Annotated in this window: 17 protein-coding genes and 2 tRNA genes; 12 read left to right on the top strand and 7 right to left on the bottom strand. The window is 70.2% G+C overall.

Annotated elements, in window-relative coordinates; genetic code table 11:
* The first annotated feature begins 172 nt into the window (after positions 1–172).
* Complete coding sequence (locus I4I78_RS15950; protein ID WP_218612113.1) at positions 173–475, top strand: hypothetical protein; 303 nt, start codon at positions 173–175, stop codon at positions 473–475.
* Positions 476–532: 57 nt separating this feature from the next.
* Here I4I78_RS15950 and I4I78_RS15945 read toward each other — a convergent pair whose 3' ends face one another.
* A complete protein-coding gene (locus tag I4I78_RS15945) occupies positions 533–1,990 on the bottom strand; it encodes an NAD(P)/FAD-dependent oxidoreductase (protein WP_218612112.1) in 1,458 nt (485 codons plus the stop codon).
* Between the two features lie 153 nt (positions 1,991–2,143).
* On the opposite strand from I4I78_RS15945, the gene I4I78_RS15940 reads away from it, so the two are divergent.
* Entirely contained in the window at positions 2,144–2,530 is a 387-nt protein-coding gene (locus I4I78_RS15940; RefSeq protein WP_218612111.1) for a VOC family protein, read from the top strand.
* A gap of 42 nt (positions 2,531–2,572) precedes the next feature.
* Here I4I78_RS15940 and I4I78_RS15935 read toward each other — a convergent pair whose 3' ends face one another.
* Positions 2,573–2,923 carry a DUF4180 domain-containing protein gene (locus I4I78_RS15935; RefSeq protein ID WP_218612110.1) on the bottom strand — a complete coding sequence of 117 codons (351 nt, stop codon included), beginning with the start codon at positions 2,921–2,923 and terminating at the stop codon, positions 2,573–2,575.
* Positions 2,924–3,146: 223 nt separating this feature from the next.
* On the opposite strand from I4I78_RS15935, the gene I4I78_RS15930 reads away from it, so the two are divergent.
* A complete protein-coding gene (locus I4I78_RS15930; protein WP_308252147.1) occupies positions 3,147–4,661 on the top strand; it encodes a glycosyltransferase family 39 protein in 1,515 nt (504 codons plus the stop codon).
* 35 nt (positions 4,662–4,696) lie between these two features.
* Here I4I78_RS15930 and I4I78_RS15925 read toward each other — a convergent pair.
* Together I4I78_RS15925 and I4I78_RS15920 are read right to left on the bottom strand one after the other, a co-directional pair.
* Positions 4,697–4,773, bottom strand: a tRNA-Pro gene (locus I4I78_RS15925).
* A gap of 201 nt (positions 4,774–4,974) precedes the next feature.
* Entirely contained in the window at positions 4,975–5,112 is a 138-nt protein-coding gene (locus tag I4I78_RS15920) for a hypothetical protein (protein ID WP_218612109.1), read from the bottom strand.
* Positions 5,113–5,522: 410 nt separating this feature from the next.
* Between I4I78_RS15920 and I4I78_RS15915 the strand changes: the two genes are divergently transcribed.
* Positions 5,523–5,593, top strand: a tRNA-Gly gene (locus I4I78_RS15915).
* An 82-nt stretch (positions 5,594–5,675) separates the two neighbouring features.
* Here I4I78_RS15915 and I4I78_RS15910 read toward each other — a convergent pair.
* Positions 5,676–6,188 (bottom strand): ribose-5-phosphate isomerase, encoded by a 513-nt coding sequence (locus tag I4I78_RS15910; protein WP_218612108.1) that lies wholly within the window; start codon positions 6,186–6,188, stop codon positions 5,676–5,678.
* Positions 6,189–6,735: 547 nt separating this feature from the next.
* Here I4I78_RS15910 and katG point away from each other — a divergent pair.
* From katG to I4I78_RS15895, 3 genes are all read left to right on the top strand, one after another.
* Entirely contained in the window at positions 6,736–8,937 is a 2,202-nt protein-coding gene (katG, locus tag I4I78_RS15905) for a catalase/peroxidase HPI (protein WP_218612107.1), read from the top strand.
* A gap of 370 nt (positions 8,938–9,307) precedes the next feature.
* On the top strand, positions 9,308–9,763 hold the full coding sequence (locus I4I78_RS15900) for an MSMEG_3727 family PQQ-associated protein (protein WP_218612106.1): 456 nt from the start codon (positions 9,308–9,310) through the stop codon (positions 9,761–9,763).
* A 17-nt stretch (positions 9,764–9,780) separates the two neighbouring features.
* Positions 9,781–11,463, top strand: a complete 1,683-nt coding sequence (locus tag I4I78_RS15895) for a PQQ-dependent dehydrogenase, methanol/ethanol family (RefSeq protein ID WP_218612105.1) — start codon at positions 9,781–9,783, stop codon at positions 11,461–11,463.
* Positions 11,464–11,817: 354 nt separating this feature from the next.
* Here I4I78_RS15895 and I4I78_RS15890 read toward each other — a convergent pair whose 3' ends face one another.
* Positions 11,818–13,107 (bottom strand): LytTR family transcriptional regulator DNA-binding domain-containing protein, encoded by a 1,290-nt coding sequence (locus tag I4I78_RS15890; protein WP_308252146.1) that lies wholly within the window; start codon positions 13,105–13,107, stop codon positions 11,818–11,820.
* A 557-nt stretch (positions 13,108–13,664) separates the two neighbouring features.
* Between I4I78_RS15890 and I4I78_RS15885 the strand changes: the two genes are divergently transcribed.
* Entirely contained in the window at positions 13,665–15,038 is a 1,374-nt protein-coding gene (locus tag I4I78_RS15885) for a LytTR family transcriptional regulator DNA-binding domain-containing protein (RefSeq protein ID WP_308252145.1), read from the top strand.
* Here the strand turns inward: I4I78_RS15885 and rpe are convergent, their stop codons facing one another.
* Positions 15,039–15,716 (bottom strand): ribulose-phosphate 3-epimerase, encoded by a 678-nt coding sequence (gene rpe, locus I4I78_RS15880; RefSeq protein ID WP_218612114.1) that lies wholly within the window; start codon positions 15,714–15,716, stop codon positions 15,039–15,041.
* 170 nt (positions 15,717–15,886) lie between these two features.
* Here rpe and hxlA point away from each other — a divergent pair, with 170 nt between their 5' ends.
* The 4 genes from hxlA to I4I78_RS15860 form a co-directional block, all read left to right on the top strand.
* On the top strand, positions 15,887–16,516 hold the full coding sequence (gene hxlA / locus I4I78_RS15875) for a 3-hexulose-6-phosphate synthase (RefSeq protein ID WP_218612102.1): 630 nt from the start codon (positions 15,887–15,889) through the stop codon (positions 16,514–16,516).
* 37 nt (positions 16,517–16,553) lie between these two features.
* Positions 16,554–16,811 (top strand): hypothetical protein, encoded by a 258-nt coding sequence (locus tag I4I78_RS15870; protein ID WP_308252143.1) that lies wholly within the window; start codon positions 16,554–16,556, stop codon positions 16,809–16,811.
* 117 nt (positions 16,812–16,928) lie between these two features.
* Positions 16,929–18,113 (top strand): sodium:calcium antiporter, encoded by a 1,185-nt coding sequence (locus I4I78_RS15865; RefSeq protein ID WP_218612100.1) that lies wholly within the window; start codon positions 16,929–16,931, stop codon positions 18,111–18,113.
* A 34-nt stretch (positions 18,114–18,147) separates the two neighbouring features.
* Positions 18,148–18,992: membrane dipeptidase (locus I4I78_RS15860; protein ID WP_218612099.1), on the top strand; the 845-nt coding region annotated here is incomplete at its 3' end.

The following is an 18,992-nucleotide window of genomic DNA, read 5'->3' as shown; positions in this document are numbered from 1 at the left end:
GCGTCGGAAATCGCGGTTCAAACCCCATGATCTCGCGCTGTGCAACGGAGTCATTCGTTCGAGCGAGACCCGTCGCCCCGGCCGTGACCGGCTGCCTACGTTGCGTGTGCTGTGACGGCAACGCACGTCCCGGCTCCGGCACACCAGCCTGCTCATTTATCGGGGAGATGACATGGTCAAGAAGCTCGCGGTCGTCCTGGCCGCCACCGCAGCAACACTGGTCGCACTCAGCCCACTGGCCACTGCGGCTCCGGCTACCGGGACCGACGACGGACCGGTGATCGGCGACGAGGACAGCCCGAACGGTGACAAGTTCGGCCTGGTCAACCTGGACGACGTGAACGCGCTCAACGGCGTCAACGTCTGCCCGGACGTCACCGCGACGCTCGGCAACGTGCTGGGGATCCTGGGCGGCGGCAACGCCCAGACCAAGGGCGACCGTGACATCAGCTGCGAGGCCCTCTCCGGCAACTGACCCCGGCCCCTCGTGCGCGGATATCGCCGCCCCGGCAGCGATATCCGCGCACGAGTGTCACGGGTGGAAGACGTACTCGTCGGCGTCGAGTTCGGCGGTGCTGGCCAGGTAGTCGCGCATGTAGCCCGGCCAGTTCGTGACGATCCGGCCGCTCTCGTCGCGGTACCAGGAGTCGCAGCGGGTCCAGGCGGTGCCGGCGAAACGCTCCTGCAGCTCGCGGTCGGACGCGGCCTCGATGTCGCGACGGACCTCGATCGCGGCGGCGTCGCGGCGGGCGGTCTCCTGCAGCGCCATCCGCACGTACCGCGCCTGCGCCTCCAGGTAGAGGATGATCGACCCGCCGGAGGTGTTGGTGTTCGGGCCGTAGAGCACGAACAGCGACGGGAAGCCCGGGACGGTCATCCCCAGGTGGGCGTGCGGCCCCTCGGACCACTCCTGCGCCAGCGAGCGCCCGCCGGGCCCGGTGACGTCCATCGGGAACATGAAGTCGGTGGCCGCGAAGCCGGTGCCCCAGATGATCGTGTCCACCTCGTGCGTGCGCCCGTCCGCGGTCCGCACACCCTCCGGGACGATCTCGGTGATCTTCTCGGTGGTCAGCTCCACGTTCTCGCGCTGCAGCGCGGGCAGGTACCAGGAGCTGAACAGGATCCGCTTGCAGCCGAACGTGTAGTCCGGCCAGGCCTGGCGGCGGACCTCCGGGTCGCGCAGCTGCCAGCGCATGAACGTCGAGGACAGCAGCCGTCCGACGCGCCCGACGGTGCCGGGGTGGCGGATCATCAGCGTCAGCGACTCGCAGTACTCGGTCATGAACCGGCGCCGCCACCGCTGCAGGCCCGGCACGTACCGGATCGCGGCCTTCCACCAGGACGGGAACGTGCGGTTGCGCCGGGGCAGGAACCAGTTGCCGCTGCGCTGGAACAACGCCAGGTGCTCGACCTCCGGCGCGATCTCCGGGACGAACTGCACCGCGCTCGCCCCGGTCCCGACGACGGCGACGCGGCGCCCGCGCAGGTCGTGGTCGTGGTCCCAGCGCGCGGAGTGGAACTCGTGCCCGGCGAAGCTCTCCCGCCCGGGGATCGGCGGCACGGACGGCCGGTTGAGCTGCCCGGTCGCGATCACGACGGCGTCGGCGGTGAACTCCCGGCCGTCCTCGGCGGTGAGCGTCCACGCACCCCCGGCGGACTCGCGGACGCAGGACACGATCCGGGTGTCCGGCACCAGCAGGTCCGCGACGCCGTACTCGCGGGCGACCCCGCGCAGGTACTCGAGGATCTCCGACTGCGGCGAGCACAGCCGGGTCCAGTTCCGGCGCTGGGCGAACGAGAACGAGTACAGGTGACTGGGGACGTCGCAGGCCGCGCCGGGATAGGTGTTGTGCAGCCAGGTCCCACCGATCCCGGGGGCGGCGTCGATGATCGTCACGTCGGTGATGCCGTTGTTGCGCAGCTCGATCGCGGCCGCGATGCCGCCGAAGCCCGCGCCGACGATCACGACGCTGCTCGATGTACCGGTCATGGGACCTCCCTGTCGCCGAGGGAACCGTAGCGATCACGTTCCGGGCCCCGCGTGCCCGTCCGGGCCCCGGCGTGCCAGCGCCCGGCCCGACCGATGACTTCCGGGCCGGACGGCGGTCATCACGGTGACCTCACCTCGAACAGGGAGCCCACCATGAGCGAGCACGCCGGACGTATCCGCGGCATCCACACGATCGGCGTCCCGGTCACCGACCAGGACGAGGCCCTGGAGTTCTACACCGGCACGCTCGGGTTCGAGACGCGGATGGACGCGCCGATCCCGCAGATGGGATCGCGCTGGATCGAGGTCGCGCCGCCGGGCGCCCCGGTGACCGTCGCCCTGGTCCGGGCACGCGACGGCCTGCCCGCGGGCGGTGAGAGCGGCATCCGGTTCACCACCGCCCACGCGGCCGCCCTACACACGGAGCTCGCCGGCGCCGGCGTCGACGTGGGCGAGCTCCTGAACTGGCCCGGCGTCCCGCCGATGTTTGCCTTCCGCGACCTCGACGGCAACGGCCTCGAGATCGTCCAGGACTCCTGAGCCCGCGGCCTACGTCGGCACCCGCGGCCCGGTGAAGGTGGGTCAGCCCGTCGCGGCGAGGCGACGGTCCAGCTCCGCCCGGTCGGCGACGAACCAGACGTCGCGCCCGTAGCCGGTCTCCCGGATCCAGTCCGCGAGCGGACCGCCCGCCTCGACGTGGGCCGAGACGTCGCCGATGATGATCAGTCGCACCCGGTAGTTCACGAACTTCTGCACGACGGCGCCGGCCACCCCGGTGCGGAGGCGGAAGAACTCCGGGGCGAGGCGCTCGACCGGGAGCACCACCGCGTCCGCCCCGGCACCGAACGCGTCGCCGATGAGGTCGAGTGCGTCCTGCTCGCCGGCGACGGGCGGACCGTCGGCGGGGACGGTGTGGACGTGCGGTGCGGTCATGGCCCCATCTCAGCAGCTCGGGCGCGCCACGGCACCGGTGTTTCGACCCGTGCCCGCCCGCGTCCGAGGCGGTCAGGTGAGCCTCGCGGCATGGTCATGTCCGGTGTGCGCAACCGGCGGACATGAGGTGAATCACGGCCCCGGAGCTTGAGTGTGCCGCTACGGCCGGGTGTCTGCTGGGCACGGGAACCCGCCGGTCCGCCCGGGACCATCTCCGAAGGACGTGATCGTCATCGCCACCGCAGGGCAGGAACGAGCCGACGAGCGGGAACGGCGTCCGGTGCCCGTTCCCCGGTTCGCCGCGGTTCCGGTCGCGGTCGTCGCCGGTGTCGTCGCCGTCGCCCACCTGGCACTGGCCGCCGTGCCCCGCCGCTGGTTCGACGAGGACCTGATGCTGGCGATCGGGCGGCACCACCTGGACCTCGGCTCGGTCGACCAACCACCGCTGACGCCGTTGCTGGCCCGGCTCGCCGACACGGTCGCGCCGGGCTCGCAGCTCGTCCTGGCCGTACCGGCCGTGCTGGCGACCGCCGGTGCGGTGCTGCTGACCGCGCTCATGGCCAGGGAGCTCGGCGGGGACACCCGGTCCCAGACCCTGGCCGCACTCGTGCAGGGCACCTGTGTGGCCGCCGCCCAGTTCGGGCACTGGCTGACCCCGTACACACTCGAGCCTGCGTTCTGGGCGGTGATCTTCTGGCTCCTGCTGCGCTGGGTCAGGGTCCGCGACGACCGGCTGCTGCTGCTCCTCGGGGTGGTCGTCGGCGTCACCGCGCAGACCAGGTTCCAGGTGATGGCGCTGGGCGTCGTCGTGGTCGCCGCGGTCGCGATGACGGGCCCGCGCGCGCTGCTGCGCCGGCCCGCCTTCTGGGCGGGCTCGGTGCTCGCGCTCCTGATCGCCGCGCCGACCCTGCTCTGGCAGGCGGCCAACGGCTGGCCCCAGCTCGCGATGACCGACGTGGTGGCGGCCGAGAACTCGCTGATCTACGGCAACCTCGCCGTCGTCGCGCTGCACGGGCTGGCCGTCGCCGGGCCGTTGGTCCTCGCGACGACGGCCTACGGGCTGCTCGCGCTGTGGCGCGCTCCGCGGTGGCGGGAGTACCGCTTCCTCGCGGTGACGTTCGTGGTCCTGTTCGCCGCCGTCGTGCTCAGCTCCGGGCGCCACTACTACCCGCTGCCCCTCTACCCCGTGTTCGTGGCGATCGGAGCGGTCGCGCTGCAGCACCGGCGGGTCGCGGGCCGGGCGCGGACCGCATGGCCGGTCGTCACGCTCGGTGCGGTGCTGGCCGTCGGGGGGCTCGCGTCCTCGGTCCTGCTGGCCTCGCCCGCGTTCGCCGACCCGATGGTGGCCGCGACCGCCCGCGCCTACCGTGACCTGCCGCCCGAGGAGCGGGCCCGCACCGCGCTCGGGGGGACCCCCTACGTCTACGCGGCATACCTCGACGCCGCCCCGCCGGAGCTGGGGCTGCCCGCCGCGGTCAGCACGAACCGCGCCTACGGCTGGTTCCCGCCGCCTCCGCAACACCAGGATCGGATGCTGCTCGTCGGTGACCCGAGCCGGCTGCGCCCGTGGTTCGCCGAGATCCGACCCGTGACGACGGTCGAGTCGGCCACTCCACTGGGGACGTACGGGGGACTGGTGCCCGACAAGGCGACGGTGTGGATGCTCAGCGGGAGGAACGCACCGTGGACGGTCGTCTGGCCGGCCCTGCGCGATCTCACGGTGACGCCGGGCGGCTGAGCCGGCTCGTCCGAGGCATCGTCGCAGCTCAGATGTGGTCGGGGTGGCGGGATTTGAACCCACGGCCCCTCGCTCCCAAAGCGAGTGCGCTACCAAGCTGCGCCACACCCCGTCGCGCGCAGTCTAGACCGGTCGCACCGCCGCCGGGTGAAGGCCCGTCATCGAGCGGGAGATGTCGTGGGGCCGCCGCGGACCGGCGCGGCCGGACCGCGTGTCCGGTGCTGCCCGGCCCGTGGGGTTCGGGCAGCACGTGGACGCTGGGGTGCAACGGCAACCCCGACGTGCCGGACGGGCGAAGCCGTCCGCTGCGGGACTAGAACGACAGTACGACGAACGCCGTCGGGATCAAGCCGCTGAGGCACACCAGGATGACCAGGGCGAGCGCCGCCATGTTGCTCGGGCGAGTGCGGGAGATCGCGGTCGTGTCGGGCGTGCGGGACGGGGCAGTCATCGCTTCCTTCTCTACGGGTCATGTGTGGCTTGGTGCTTGCACCTCTTTCATCGCGTCGATCTCGCGATCCGTTCCCGCTCCCGGACGTGTCTTACCTCTCCCGGTCGCGACGTCCGTCAGGAGGTCGCGAGGGGCGACTCCCGCGCCGTCGTAGGTCGCACGCCGCCCCAGGTCAGAGGCCGGGCGCCTGGAGTCCCGACACCTGGAACCCGGCCGGCCTCGGGAGCCGTCGGGCCGGCGCCAGGCGTACCGATAGACCCACGCGCTTCGTCCGTGCGCCGCCACCGGCATCCGTCACCTCCCGGTTCGTCGGGGGCGTTCGTCCGGGAGTGCTCGCACGGCGGGCCGGAGGTGTTCACGGCTGTGCGGTCGGGTACTCTGACGTGCCTGATCGGTCTCCGGTCGGAAACGCGGGCGTAGCTCAATGGTAGAGCCCCAGTCTTCCAAACTGGCTACGCGGGTTCGATTCCCGTCGCCCGCTCACAGAGCTTGACCAGCAGAAACGGCGCCTACTTCCGATCATGGAAGTGGGCGCCGTCCGCGTTCGTGCGATCAACGTGCGATCAGACCGCCTCGATATGGCCTTCCGCTGTCTCGTGGCCCGGTTCGTCATCCGGCAGTGCAGGCGGTTCGCCGGTGCGCTCGTACTCCGCCAGCAGGTCGATCCGGCGCTGGTGGCGGCCGCCCTCGAACTCCGTGGTGAGGAAGGCGTCCACGATGCGCTCGACCTCCTCGAGCGGGTGCATCCGGGCGCCGACCCCGGCCAGCAGCGCGTTGTTGTGCCGGCGGGCGAGCCGGGCGGTCTCGACGTTCCACGTCAGCGCGGCGCGGGCGCCGGGCACCTTGTTCGCGGCGATCTGTTCCCCGTTCCCGGAACCGCCGATGACGAGGCCGAGACTGCCCTCGTCGGCGACCACGCGCCGCGCCGCCTCGACGCAGAACGGCGGGTAGTCGTCGTCCGCGTCGTAGGCACGGGGGCCGACATCGGTCACGTCGTGGCCGAGGCCGGCAAGCCGCTCGACCAGATGGTCCTTCAGTTCGAGCCCTGCGTGATCGGAGCCGAGGTAGATTCGCACATCGGTAGTCTATGCACGGCAGATTCGGTCTACGGACATCGGAAATGGTTATAGCCGCAGCGGATGTCCTTATGGGTTCGTCACGCATCGGTCGGCGTCGCCGACGGCCCCCGAGTGGGCGCCAGGGGCGGTCGAGGTGTGCTGCGGGCGCCGTCGGTGTACGCGTCCACCCCACTCGTGCACTCCGGAGCCCCGTTCGGCACCGATCGCGGACCACTGGTTCGAGGTCTGTTGCAACGGCTCCATTAACTCGCGGAGGATCTTGCGTGACCGCGGAAAGTCGTGGTGTTGTCCTCGGGTTTGCGCGGATCACGACATCGAGGAGGAAGAAATGAACTGGGAAACTCCGGAGTACACGGTCGTCGAGGTGTGCGCTGAGGCCACCGGGTACTTCCACCGGGGCTGACGGGCCGTTCTTCAAGCCCGTTCTGCTCGTCTGAGTCGACGCAAGGCGCCGGCCTTGCGTCGACTCCGGCGGCGGCGATCCGAGTGGTTCGGAGCTGCCGCTGCTCTTCGGCCGACCCGCGGCCGATCGGGGAGGACACCGATGCCCGAGAATCCTGACACGCACGTCTACCGCACCTACGACAAGATCGTGGGCAGCGTCCGGGACAAGCCGGCGAGCGGTCGTGCCTCCGACTGGTGGCCCCACCGGGTCGACCTGACGCCACTGCGCCGGTATCGGCCCGCGGACGCCGGCTACGCCGATCGATTCAGGTCGCTGGATCTCGACGAGCTGGCCCGGGACATCGACGAGATGCTGACGACGTCGCAGGACTGGTGGCCTGCCGATTTCGGACACTACGGCCCGCTCGTACTGCGCATGGCCTGGCATGCCGCCGGGACCTACCGCGTCGGTGACGGCCGAGGCGGCGCAGGTGCCGGGATGCAGCGCTTCGCCCCGTTGAACAGCTGGCCGGACAACCGCAACCTGGACAAGGCGCGCCGGTTGTTGTGGCCGGTGAAACAGAAGTACGGGGCCCGGATCTCCTGGGCGGACCTGATGGTCTTCGCCGGCAACCGGGCACTGGAGTCGATGGGCTTCGCGACCTTCGGGTTCGGCGGCGGTCGTCCGGAGGTGTGGGAGCCCGACGAGACCTACTGGGGGCCGGAACGAAAGTGGCTGGCCGAAGAACGGTACCGCGGCCTGCGCGAGCTCGACGAGCCGCTGGCGGCCAGCGAGATGGGCCTGATCTACGTCGATCCGCAGGGCCCGGCGACCAACCCCGACCCGCGGCTCGCGGGCCGCGACATCCGCCAGACCTTCGGACGGATGGGGCTCGACGACGAGGAGACGGTGGCGCTCATCGCGGGAGGGCACACGTTCGGTAAGACACACGGGCCGGCCGACCCGAACACGACCGCCGGCCCCGAGCCGGAGGGCGCACCGCTGTCCGCACAGGGCCTGGGCTGGCGCGGCGGGCACGGCAGCGGCATCGGGGCGGACACGGTCACCAGCGGGCTGGAAGGCATGTGGACGCGTACGCCCGTCGAGTGGGACCACACGTTCTTCGAAACGCTCTTCGCCTCCGGGTGGGACGTCGAGCTCAGCCCGGCGGGCCTGTGGCAGTGGATCCCGAGCGACGGCCACGGTGAGGGCACCGTGCCGGACCCCTTCGACCCGGACACGAAGCACCACCCGGTCATGCTCACCACGGACCTCGCGCTTCGGGAGTACCCGGCCTTCAAGGCGATCTCACGGCGGTTCCTCGAGCACCCGGAGCAGTTCGAGGACGCGTTCGCGCGGGCCTGGTTCAAGCTGACGCACATCGACATGGGCCCGATCGACCGGTACCTGGGACCGCTCGTCCCGGCCGAACGGCTGATCTGGCAGGACCCGGTGCCGGAGGTGGACCACGAGCTGGTGACCGCAGGCGACGTCGCCGCCCTCAAGCGCGAGGTCCTCGGGTCCGGCCTGACGGTGGCGCAGCTCGTCGCCACGGCGTGGGCGTCGGCGTCGACGTACCGCGACACCGACAAGCGCGGCGGGGCGAACGGGGCGCGGATCCGGCTCGAACCGCAGCGCGGCTGGGAGGTCAACGACCCCGAGCAGCTGGGTGCCGTGCTGTCCGCGCTGGACGCGATCCGGGAGCGGTTCAACGCCTCCGGGGCGGCGGGCACGCGGATCTCGATGGCCGACCTGATCGTGCTCGGCGGGTGTGCCGCGGTGGAACACGCCGCCGCGGCCGGTGGCCACGAGGTCGACGTCGCGTTCCGTGCCGGGCGCACCGACGCGACCCAGGAATGGACCGACGTCGGGTCGTTCGGCGCGTTGCTTCCCGGGGCGGACGGCTTCCGGAACTACGTCGGCGACGGCGCCGGGGTGCCGCCGGAGCAACTGCTGGTGGATCGGGCGAGCCGGCTGAGGTTGAGCGTGCCCGAGATGACGGTACTGATCGGCGGGCTGCGGGTGCTCGGAGCCAACCACCGAGGTTCCCCGGCGGGGGTCCTGACCTCGACGCCGGGAGTGTTGACGAACGACTTCTTCGTCAACCTGCTGGACATGGGGACGCGGTGGGCGCCGACGCGGCACGGCGACACCCGAGACGTGGTCTACGAGGGTCGCGACGTGCACACCGGCGAGGTGCGGTGGACCGCGAGCCGGGTCGACCTCCTGTTCGGCTCGAGCTCGGAACTGCGGGCGCTCTCGGAGGTCTACGCGAGCGACGACGCGGGCGGGAAGTTCGTCCGGGACTTCGTCGCGGCATGGGTGAAGGTCATGGAAGTCGACCGGTTCGATCTGGGCTGAAACCTCCGGACGTGCGCCCCGAAGGCCGTGCTCGAGCGGGCCTTCGGGGCGATTCCTGCTGTGCGGATACAGGACTGTTCCGGGCGATTCCGCGAATTCTTCCCGGTCCGCCGACGCGGCAGGTACGAACGGTACCTTCTCCCGGGCGAACGGCAGATCCCGCCCGGTTAGCGGCGACAGATATCCGGAATGGCTCACACCGGGCTAGGGTTCGAAGCAGTTACAGGGTCAGTGGCAAAAAAACGTCGCACCAGTACCTGTGACCGGCATGCCGCATCAAGCTCGGCCGCGATGTGACGCCTGCGCGCGCAGGCGATTCCGTGAAATCGGCCGACATACTCATTTCTCGATGACGAGGAGGTGAAGTCCGATGACGATCGCCCAGGAACGAGAAGATCTCCTGTCCGAACTCGGCGGACAGAACAAGGCGACCATCGGCGCCGTGCTCGGGACCGGCTCGATCGCCAAGGCGACCGAGCGTGCCGACGGGACGATGGAGGCGACCATCCGGATCCCGGAGGACGCGATGGTGTGGGAACCGGGGGTCCTGATCATGCCGCACGGCGGCATCCTCGAGCTCACGATCATCAACGACGACAAGAACACCCACGCCTGCCTGCTGCCCAGCAACGGCGACAAGCAGTTCATCGGCCTGCTGAACCACTCCAAGGGCAGCGCGACGCTGGAGCTGGACGGTCCCGGCTGCTACTGGTACGGCTCGCCGGCCGGCAACGACGAGGGCCGGGGCCTGACCGCCGCCATCGTCGTGGCCGGAGAGGTGCCGCCGGAGGCCAAGCTCGACCGACCCGCGCAGCCGCGGCCGTAGAAGGGCAGTGACCACAGATGACTATCGAGTATGTCGACGCCGGCAAGGCGTTCAACCACGGCAACCTGTCCAAGCTGCCGCACAGCGCGCCGGACGTGACGCGCGGGATCAACTACGAGCGCATCCTCCAGGCGCGCAGTGAGTCCCAGAACTGGATCACGTACTACGGCGACTACGACGGCAAGCGGCACAGCCTGCTCGACCAGGTCAACGCCGGGAACGCCAAGGACCTGAAGGTCGCCTGGATCTTCCAGGCGAGCGCGACCGGGATGATCGCCTCGACCTCGACCTACGCGTTCGAAGCCTGCCCGCTGGTCGTCGACGGCATCATGTTCGTCACCGGCTGGGACGGCTGGCTCTGGGCGCTCGACGCGAAGACCGGCGAGCAGCTGTGGCGCTACAAGCATGCGGTCCCGATCGACGTGACGCTGTGCTGTGCGAACGTGAACCGCGGCTGTGCGGTGGCGAACGGCAAGGTCTACATGGTGACCCAGAACGCCCAGCTGGTCGCGCTCGACGCCACCAACGGCCAGAAGGTCTGGCAGAAGACGATCGGTGACGTGCGGGCCGGCGAGAGCGCGTCGATCGCTCCGCTGGTCATCAAGGACTTCCTCATCACCGGTTCCGCCGGTGGCGAGTACGGCGTGCGCGGCCACATCGACGCCTGGGACCTGGAGACCGGCGAGCAGCGTTGGCGCACCTACACCGTGCCGAAGCCGGGTGAGCCCGGCTCGGAGACCTGGCCGGACGACGGCGAGGCCTGGCAGCGCGGCGGTGGGAACCACTGGGTCACCGGCACCTACGACCCGGAGCTGAACCTCTACTACGCGGGCACCGGGAACCCGGCTCCCGACTTCGACGGCGAGGTCCGGCCGGGGGACAACCTCTACACCGACAGCGTGGTCGCCCTGGACGTGGACTCGGGCGAGATCAAGTGGCACTACCAGTTCACCCCGCACGACCTCTGGGACTACGACTCCACGATGGAGATGACCCTGTTCGAGCGGGACGGCAAGAAGCTGCTCGCTCACTTCGACAAGAACGGGTACATGTTCGTCCTCGACCGGACCAACGGCGAGCTGCAGCACGTCACCCCGTTCGTCGACCGGATCGACTGGGGCGTCATCACCCGCGACGGCAAGTTCATGCCGCGGAAGTACCCGGACAAGGAGGGCGAGCCCTGCCACTTCTTCCCCGGTCCGGCCGGCGCGAAGGAGTGGACCCACGCCTCGTACAACCCCGACCACGACCTGTTCTACGTCCCGGTGGCCGACGTGGGCGCCACGGCCACCCGGCGGCGCCGCGAGTTCAAGGAGGGCATGCCCTACTGGGGTGCCGCCGTCGAGGTCGACATCGACAACATGGCCGGGTCGGTCAGCGCGTTCGACTCCCACGGTGAGGAGAAGTGGCGGTACCGGCTCGACAACATGCCGATGGCCGCGTCGACGATGAGCACCGCGGGCAACGTGGTGTTCGCGGGCACCCCGGCGGGTGAGTTCCTGGCGCTGCACGCCGAGACGGGCGAGAAGCTCTGGAGCTTCCAGTGCGGCAGCGGTCACCACAGCAGCCCGAGCACCTACACCGTCGATGGCAAGCAGTACATCGCGGTACCGGTCGGCTGGGGTGGCTGGCTGGAAGGCATCGTCCCGGGCCTGTCCGGGCAGGGGCACGGTGCCGCGCTGATCGTGTTCTCCCTGTGACCGGTGACCTCTGACCTGTGACAGGTAGGTCCTACTGATGTGTACCGACCGGTGGTCGAGCCGTTCCGGCGAACGGCTCGACCACCGGTTCGGTGCGTCAGCCGCCGACGACGGAAACAAGCGGTGATGTGATGACCCGATCCTCGGCGCCCCGGCACCAGGAGCATCTGCCGTGCCTGTACTGCGGGGAGCGTTACGGGCCGGACGAGCTCGCGCTGCACACGGATCCGGTGCACTGCGGGCGCTGTATCACGTGCGTCGACAAGCCCGCATGCTTCAGCTGCCGTCTCATGTACTGCGTCTGCGACGTGCACAGGTCCCGAGGCTGACGCCGGGAGCTCCGCGGTCGCCGGGTCAGATCTCCAGCGCCCGGCGCACCGTCGGTGTGTTCCGCCGGGAGACCGGCACCATCGTCGCGGCCCGGTCGTCCATGACCAGGACCAGCTCGCCCTTGTCCCGGCGCTCGACCTCCCGGATACGGCTGAGGTTCACGACGTACTGGCGGTGCACCCGTAGGAAGCCGGCGTCGCTCAGCTCGGCTTCGAGCCGGTCGAGGCCGAGCGAGGCCGAGCGCAACGGCCCCTCGTCGGTGGAGAGCCACACGTCGTTGCCGTCCGACTGGGCGAAGGAGACCTCAGGGGTCCTGAGCAGGACCATACGGTTCTCGCGCGTCGCGACCATCCGACGCGAGTGCGTGCGAGACGGGGCGTCCTCTCCCGCGCGGGGCAGCGGATCACCTTCCGACACACCGAACAGGACGATGTTGCCGACCAGGTGCCCGGACAGGAACACCGGCCGGAAGCTGATCGCCGTCGGTTCGCTGGCGAGCCGGGTGTAGATCTGCGTCGAACCGGCCCAGTCGGGGTTGCGCGCCGCCTGCTCGGCGGCATACCTGGCGGCCCGGATGAACTCGGGCAGTTCCGGTTTCCAGCGCACCGCGGGGTCGGGCGCCGGCGTGGAGCCCGGGATGCCGAGGAGCACGCCGGCAGTGTCGTCGGCCAGGACGATCCGGCCCGCGGGATCGACGGCCGCGAGCGCCGCGCTCGAGCCCGACCGGACGTGGTTGAAGGCGGCCATCAGCTCGGCGCCGTCGTCCCTGGCGCGCTGGCGCAGGATGCGCTGGGTCATCGTCGCGGCGTTGCCGAGCCAGGTGGACACGGTCCCGGGCAGCTCGCCGCGCCAGCAGGAGATGTTGAGTACCGCGACCGGCTTGCCGGTCACCACGTCCCGGACCGCCGCACCGGCGCAGGTCCAGTCGTGCAGGACCTGGCACCAGTGCTCGGCGCCGCGGATCAGCACCGGGGTGTAGGACATCAGCGCGGTACCCATGCCGTTCGTCCCGGTGGCGGCCTCGGACCAGCAGAACCATCGCGCCAGGTTGGCCTCGGCGGCCGCGGCGCGCGTGCCCTGATCGCCCCACTGGGCCAGGACCCGGCCGGTCGAGTCGGCGATGGTCACGATGCCACCCACGGTGCTGACCTCGTGCGCCATCGCGGCGGCGCGGAAGCCGAGTTCGGCGATCACGACGTCGTGCTCCAGCCCGTGGTCGACCTCGGCCACCGCCGCCGGGGCCTTGGCGAGCTGGGGGTCGACCCGGTACTGGTCCCGGCACCGGTGCCAGGAGATCGCTATCTCGGGTCGCACACCGCTGAGCTCGTCCTCGCCCGCCGCGAACCGCTCCCACGCCTGGTGGACCGTCGCGTCGCCTCGGCCGCGAGGGCTGGGGTCGAGATGGCGTACCTGTGCCAAGGGAAGACCGCCTTCGGTCTGTCGGGCCGGGCGCGGCGATGCGACCTTTCGTCGCACGTTAATCGTCGACTCGAATCGAGGGCAAGCAGCGTGTGTCGACCGTTGACGAACGGTGGTGAATCGGTGATCGGCGGCGGGAGAACCGGTCTCCAGCGGTAGTAGATTCGCCGGACAATCGCACGCATTCGCCGCCGTTTCGCGGAACCTGTGAGGTTGTCTGTGGCCTACCTATCCTATCGGTTAGCTGTACTCCCGTGTGGCCGAGCGGCGTGAACATGTCTTGAAGTGTTCGGCCGCGTCGAGATACTTTGGCAATTCTGTCCGTGCCCGGCGGTCCCAGGATCTCCGGTGTGTCAGGCGACAAGGAGGTCACGATGACCGGACGAGTGCCACCGCTGGTGATCGCACCGAGTCGGCCCAGCGGACGTGAGCGCGTACCCGACGGTTCCCTGGTGGCCTCCCCGTCGGCCAGGGAGGTGGCTCGCGCGTGGGAGGACTTCGCGGCGGGCGAGGACATCGAGACGGGCGTGCGGCCCGACATCCTGGCTTCGTGGTACCGGTGCCGGGACCAGTACGACGTCGACCGCACGCTGGACGTCGCGCCCGGGGCCCGGGGCGACGATGCCCATCGGGTCGACAACAGCGTGATCTTCACCGGACTCGGCGGGCTGGGTGCGCTGGCCGGCCAGGAGGTCGCACGCGACGGCGCCGTCGTCACCGTGGCGGACGGCAAGGGGCGCGTCCTCGGCGCCTGGGGCGACCCCTCCGCGCAGCGGCGCGCTGAGCTGCACAATCTCGCGCCGTGGTCGTCGTGGTCGGAGGCGTGCACCGGCACGAACGGGATGGGTACCTCGCTCGAGGTGTCCGGCCCGGTGACCGTGACGGGGCCGGAACACTGGTGCCAGGCGTTCCACCAGTGGGCCTGCGCGGGCATCTCCGTCCGTGACGTGGTGACCGGCGTGCCGGTCGCGTCGATCAACATCTCGCGGTGGAACGCGTCGCTGCCCAAGCTCGTGCCGCCGTGGCTGACGAAGGCGGTCTCGTGTGTGGAACAGGAGATCTACCGGCGCGCCATCTACGAGGCCGACAAGGTGATCGCCGAGTTCACCAGGAGGAGCGCGCAGACCCGTGGCGCGTTCATGGCGATGGACCGCGGCGGCAACGTGCTCGCCGCGAACGACGCTGCGGTCGCGATGCTCGGGCTGGCCGGCGAGACCCCCATCGTCGCGGGCGCGACCGAACCGGCGGAGCGCTGGAGCCCGGACATCGCCGGGCTGCCGGACGTGGTGCGGTGGGCGAAGGCGCGGGCGGAGGGAAACGTGGAATGGTGCGGCTACGCGCGGCTGCCGGTGTGTCCCGGCGAAGCGGCCGTTCCGCTGACGATGCGGTCCGTCGTCGACGCCAACCATGTGGTGGGCATGCTGTGCGCGTTCGGGGAGCAGGACGGCGAAGCCTACGAGCAGGACGACGACGAGGTGGTCGGCCCACTGCCCCGGTGCATCATCGGGATGCGCAACGACCGGCTGGTCCTGCTGGCTCCGTCGGAGATCCGCTACGCGGAGGCCGACCGGAACATCGTCTGGCTGGTCACCGAGCGCGGCCGGATCCAGGCCGCGACCCGCGGCCTGGACAACGTCGAGCGGTCGCTGGCGCCCTACGGGATCCGCCGGGTGCACCGGCGGTATCTGGTGAACCTGCGCCGGGTGGCGGAGGTCGAGCGGGGCATCAAGGGCGAGCTGTTCCTGATCATGGACTCACGGAACCACGAGCTCGTGCCCGTCTCCCGGCGTCACGCCCCTGACCTGCGGCGGATGCTCGGCGTCTGATCAGGTCGATCGCTCGGAGAGCGCTTCCACCTGGCGGCGTAGCCCTTCCACTGCCTGCGCCGGGTCCGTGGCCGCGTAGACGGCCGAGCCGGCGACGAAGCAGTCGACGCCGGCCTCGGCCGCCTGTTCGATCGTGTCGGCGTTGATGCCGCCGTCGATCTCCACCATCAGGTTCAGGTGGCCGGTGTCGACCAGCGTCCGCGCCGTGCGCACCTTGTCGAGAACGTCGGCGATGAACGTCTGGCCGCCGAAGCCGGGCTCCACGGACATCACCAGCAGGGTGTCGTAGTGCTTGAGCACCTCGAGGTAGGGGTCCAGCGGCGTGCCCGGCTTGATCGCCAGCCCCGCCTTCGCGCCCGCGGCGCGCAGGTTCTTGGCGAGCATGACCGGATCGTCGGCGGCCTCGACGTGCACCGTGACGTTGTACGAGCCCGCCTCCGCGTAGCCGATCGCCCAGTGGTCCGGCTTCTCGATCATGAGGTGGCAGTCCACCGGAAGGTCGGTGACGGCCAGCATCGACTTCACGACCGGCAGGCCCAGGGTCAGGTTCGGCACGAAGTGTGCATCCATCACGTCCACGTGCAGCCAGTCCGCGCCGCGGCCGGACTTTCCGCGCACGGCGGCCATCTCGTCGGCGAGCCGGGCGAAGTCGGCGGAAAGTATGGACGGCGCAATCAGAGGCTGATTCGACACGGCTTCGAGTCTAGGACGGCCGGGATCGGTGGTGGCTATTCGTGGTGTGTATCGGGGGATTGTTTTTCCGGATGTGCTGGGGTGTTGCCGGTTTTTGGTGGGGTCGGTGATGGTTGTCGGGACTTGGACGTGCTCGTGGCGATGAGGAGATTGTTGTGAAGTTGCAGGTGGCGTTGGATGTGCTGGACCTTCCGTCGGCGTTGACCCTGGCGAACCAGGTGGCCGAGCACGTGGACATCCTCGAGCTGGGGACGCCGTTGGTGAAGTCGGCGGGGATCGCGGCGGTGACCGCGATCAAGGCGGCGCACCCGGACAAGCAGGTGTTCGCGGACCTGAAGACCGCTGATGCCGGTGAGCTGGAGGCGACGCTGGCGTTCGAGGCCGGCGCGGATCTGGTGACGGTGATGGGTGCCGCCGATGACGACACGATCCGTGGTGCTGTCGCGGCGGGGAAGAAGTTCGGCAAGCAGGTCGTGGCGGACATGATCAGTGTCGTGGATGAGCGGGTCTCCCGGATCCAGGAGGTCGCGAAGCTGGGTGTGGACTTCGTGGAGATCCACGCGGGTCTCGACGAGCAGGCGCGTCCGGGGTACTCGATCGAGCAGCTGCTCGAGGACGGGCGGCTGGCCGGGGTTCCGTTCTCGATCGCCGGCGGGGTGAAGGCGGACACGATCGCCTCGGTGCGCGACGCCGGTGCCGTGGTCGCGGTGGCGGGCGGGGCGATCTACGGCGCCCCCGACCCCGGTGCCGCCGCGGCCGAGCTCAAGAAGCGCGCCACCCGCTGAGAGGGGAGCCGGCGTGGAAGAGCAACGATCCGGGCCGGTGACGGCCGCACATGACACCTACGGTGCCTTGATGCTGCAGGCCGCGGGCGTGATCCGGTTGCGCTACGTGGTCTGCGGCCGGGACGACGAGCTGTCCCCTGTCGCGGCGGACGACCTCGCGGACGTCTTCGAAGGCCTCTCCAACGGGAACCCGGCCTTCGACCAGATCGATCCGAACGAGGCGATCGCGCTGGCGCACCGGCTGCTCGACGACGACCACCCCGAGCAGTCGAGGTTGTGGCCCGGGAGCCCGTGAGGGGTCGGAGGTCCGCCGGCAGGCGGACCTCCGACCACCTCGCGGGCCGTCGGCCTTCGCAAAGGAAATAGGCCGGCGTCCGGGCCGACCTCTGCTCGAGGAGGAGCACCCAGAGCCATGAACTCGATAACGTCGCTCATCGTCTTCGCCGCCGGGGCGGCGGTGCTCGTCTACAGCGCCGAGAAGCTGATCACCTATCTGGTCGGCGCGGCCCGCGGTCTCGCGGTATCCCTGTTCCTGCTGGCGATCCTGTTCACCGGTATCGAGTTCGACGACCTCGCGTTCGGCATCGTGCTGAACCTCGAGGGCCTGGAGGACGTCGCGATCGGCGTCATCTTCGGGACCGTCCTGTCGATGACCGGCCTGGTGCTGGGGCTCGCCGCACTGATCGCGCCATGCCGGGTGGAGATACCCCGGGACTACATCGCGATCTTCGCGGCCGCACCGCTGCTCCTGATCCCGATCGCTCTGGTCGGCGAGCTGGGCGTCGCGTCGGCGATCGTGCTGATCCTGCTGTTCCTCGCGTTCGTGGCCTACATCGCCTACCGCGAGTACCACCGGGCGATGCCGACGTTCCGCAGCGCCGAGGTGCTCGAGTCGCTCGACCACGACGAGGTCCGAGCGGTCGCCGGCCACCGCTTCGACAGCGGCGGAGGGGGCTCCGGGGGAGACGCCGGCCCGGGCCACGCGGGAGGCCTCTACGAGACCGGCGACCTCGCGGTCGCGAAGGAGAACCGCCGTTCCGGCGGGGTCCTGCTGCTCCTGGCGATCCTGGCGCTGCTCGGCCTCGTCGTCGGCGCGTGGGCGATGTCCGAGGGCACCGAGGGGATCCTGGAGAACTTCGAGATCAGCGGCACGGTCTTCGGCGCGACGATCGCGACCCTGGTGCTCTCCCTCGAGGACATCTTCCTGACCGTCGAACCGGCCCGGCGGGGCGCGCCCGCGATCGGCGTCGGGAACGTCGTCGGCAGCGTGGTGTTCTCGGTGACCGCCAAGCTCGGCATCATCGTGCTGGCCGGTGGCGCGATCGTGATCACCTCCGACGTGTTCACCTGGCACCTGCCAGCGCTGATCGTGATCAACGGGTTCGCGGCGTACGCCCTGTTCACGGGGAGGCTGCGCCGCTGGCACGGGGCCGCGCTGCTGGTCGGCTACATCGCCTACTGGGCCATCAGCTTCGCCGTGTTCGGCCTGGTTCCGGTGGACGACGCCGGCGGTGATGACGACGCCGCCGCCGCGTCCCCTCCGGCGGCCGAGGCCCCGGCCGTCCCGGGCGCACCGGACGATGACGACGGTGACTAGGGGGTCACGGCGCCACACGTCCCGAAGGAGTCAGATGACCGTGCATCCCGGTGACGGCATCGCGGCGCTTCTCGCCGAAGCGCCGCTGATCGACGGCCACAACGACATGATCTCGAAGATCCGCGACAAGGCCGGAATGGACTTCGGCACGCTCGACATCGGCGTCGCGCAGCCCCACGCACTCCAGACGGACCTGGTCCGGCTCGGCGCCGGTGGGGTGGGCGCCCAGTTCTGGTCCGTGTGGATGCCGTGCTCGACGGCCGGTGAGGCGCTCGCAGCGGGGACGCTGGAGCAGTTCGAGGGGATCCACCGCATCCAGGCGCTCTATCCGGACCGGACCGCCCTCGCCCTCACCGCGGACGACATCGAGAAGATCAACGCCGAGGGCCGGATCGCCTCGCTGATCGGGGTGGAGGGCGGGCACCAGATCCTCGACTCGCTCGACGTCCTTCGCCTGTTCCACCGGCTCGGCGCCCGGTACCTGACGTTGACGCACACGAGGAACACCGGTTGGGCCGACAGCTGCACCGATGTCGTCGACACCGGCGGCCTGAGCGACTTCGGACGCTCGGTCGTGACCGAGCTCAACGACCTCGGGATGCTCGTCGACCTGTCCCACACCGCACCCGCAACCATGGACGCTGCACTCGACGTGTCGCGGGCACCGGCGTTCTTCTCCCATTCGGGGGCCTACACCGTGTGCCGGCACGCGCGGAACGTGCCGGACTCGGTCCTGCACCGCGTCCGATCGACGGACGGCATCGTCATGGCCGTGTTCCTGCCCACCTTCCTCAGCGAGGAGCTCCGGTGCTGGGACCTCGCCCGGAGGGAGGTTCGCGCCGAGGCAACGGGGGCAACGGGGGCAACGGGGGCAACGGG

Origin of the sequence: Pseudonocardia sp. KRD291 (assembly GCF_019263595.1) — a bacterium.
GTDB lineage: Bacteria > Actinomycetota > Actinomycetes > Mycobacteriales > Pseudonocardiaceae > Pseudonocardia.
Note: the sequence above shows the minus strand (reverse complement) of the source record. Positions and strands in the feature narration are given on the sequence as shown.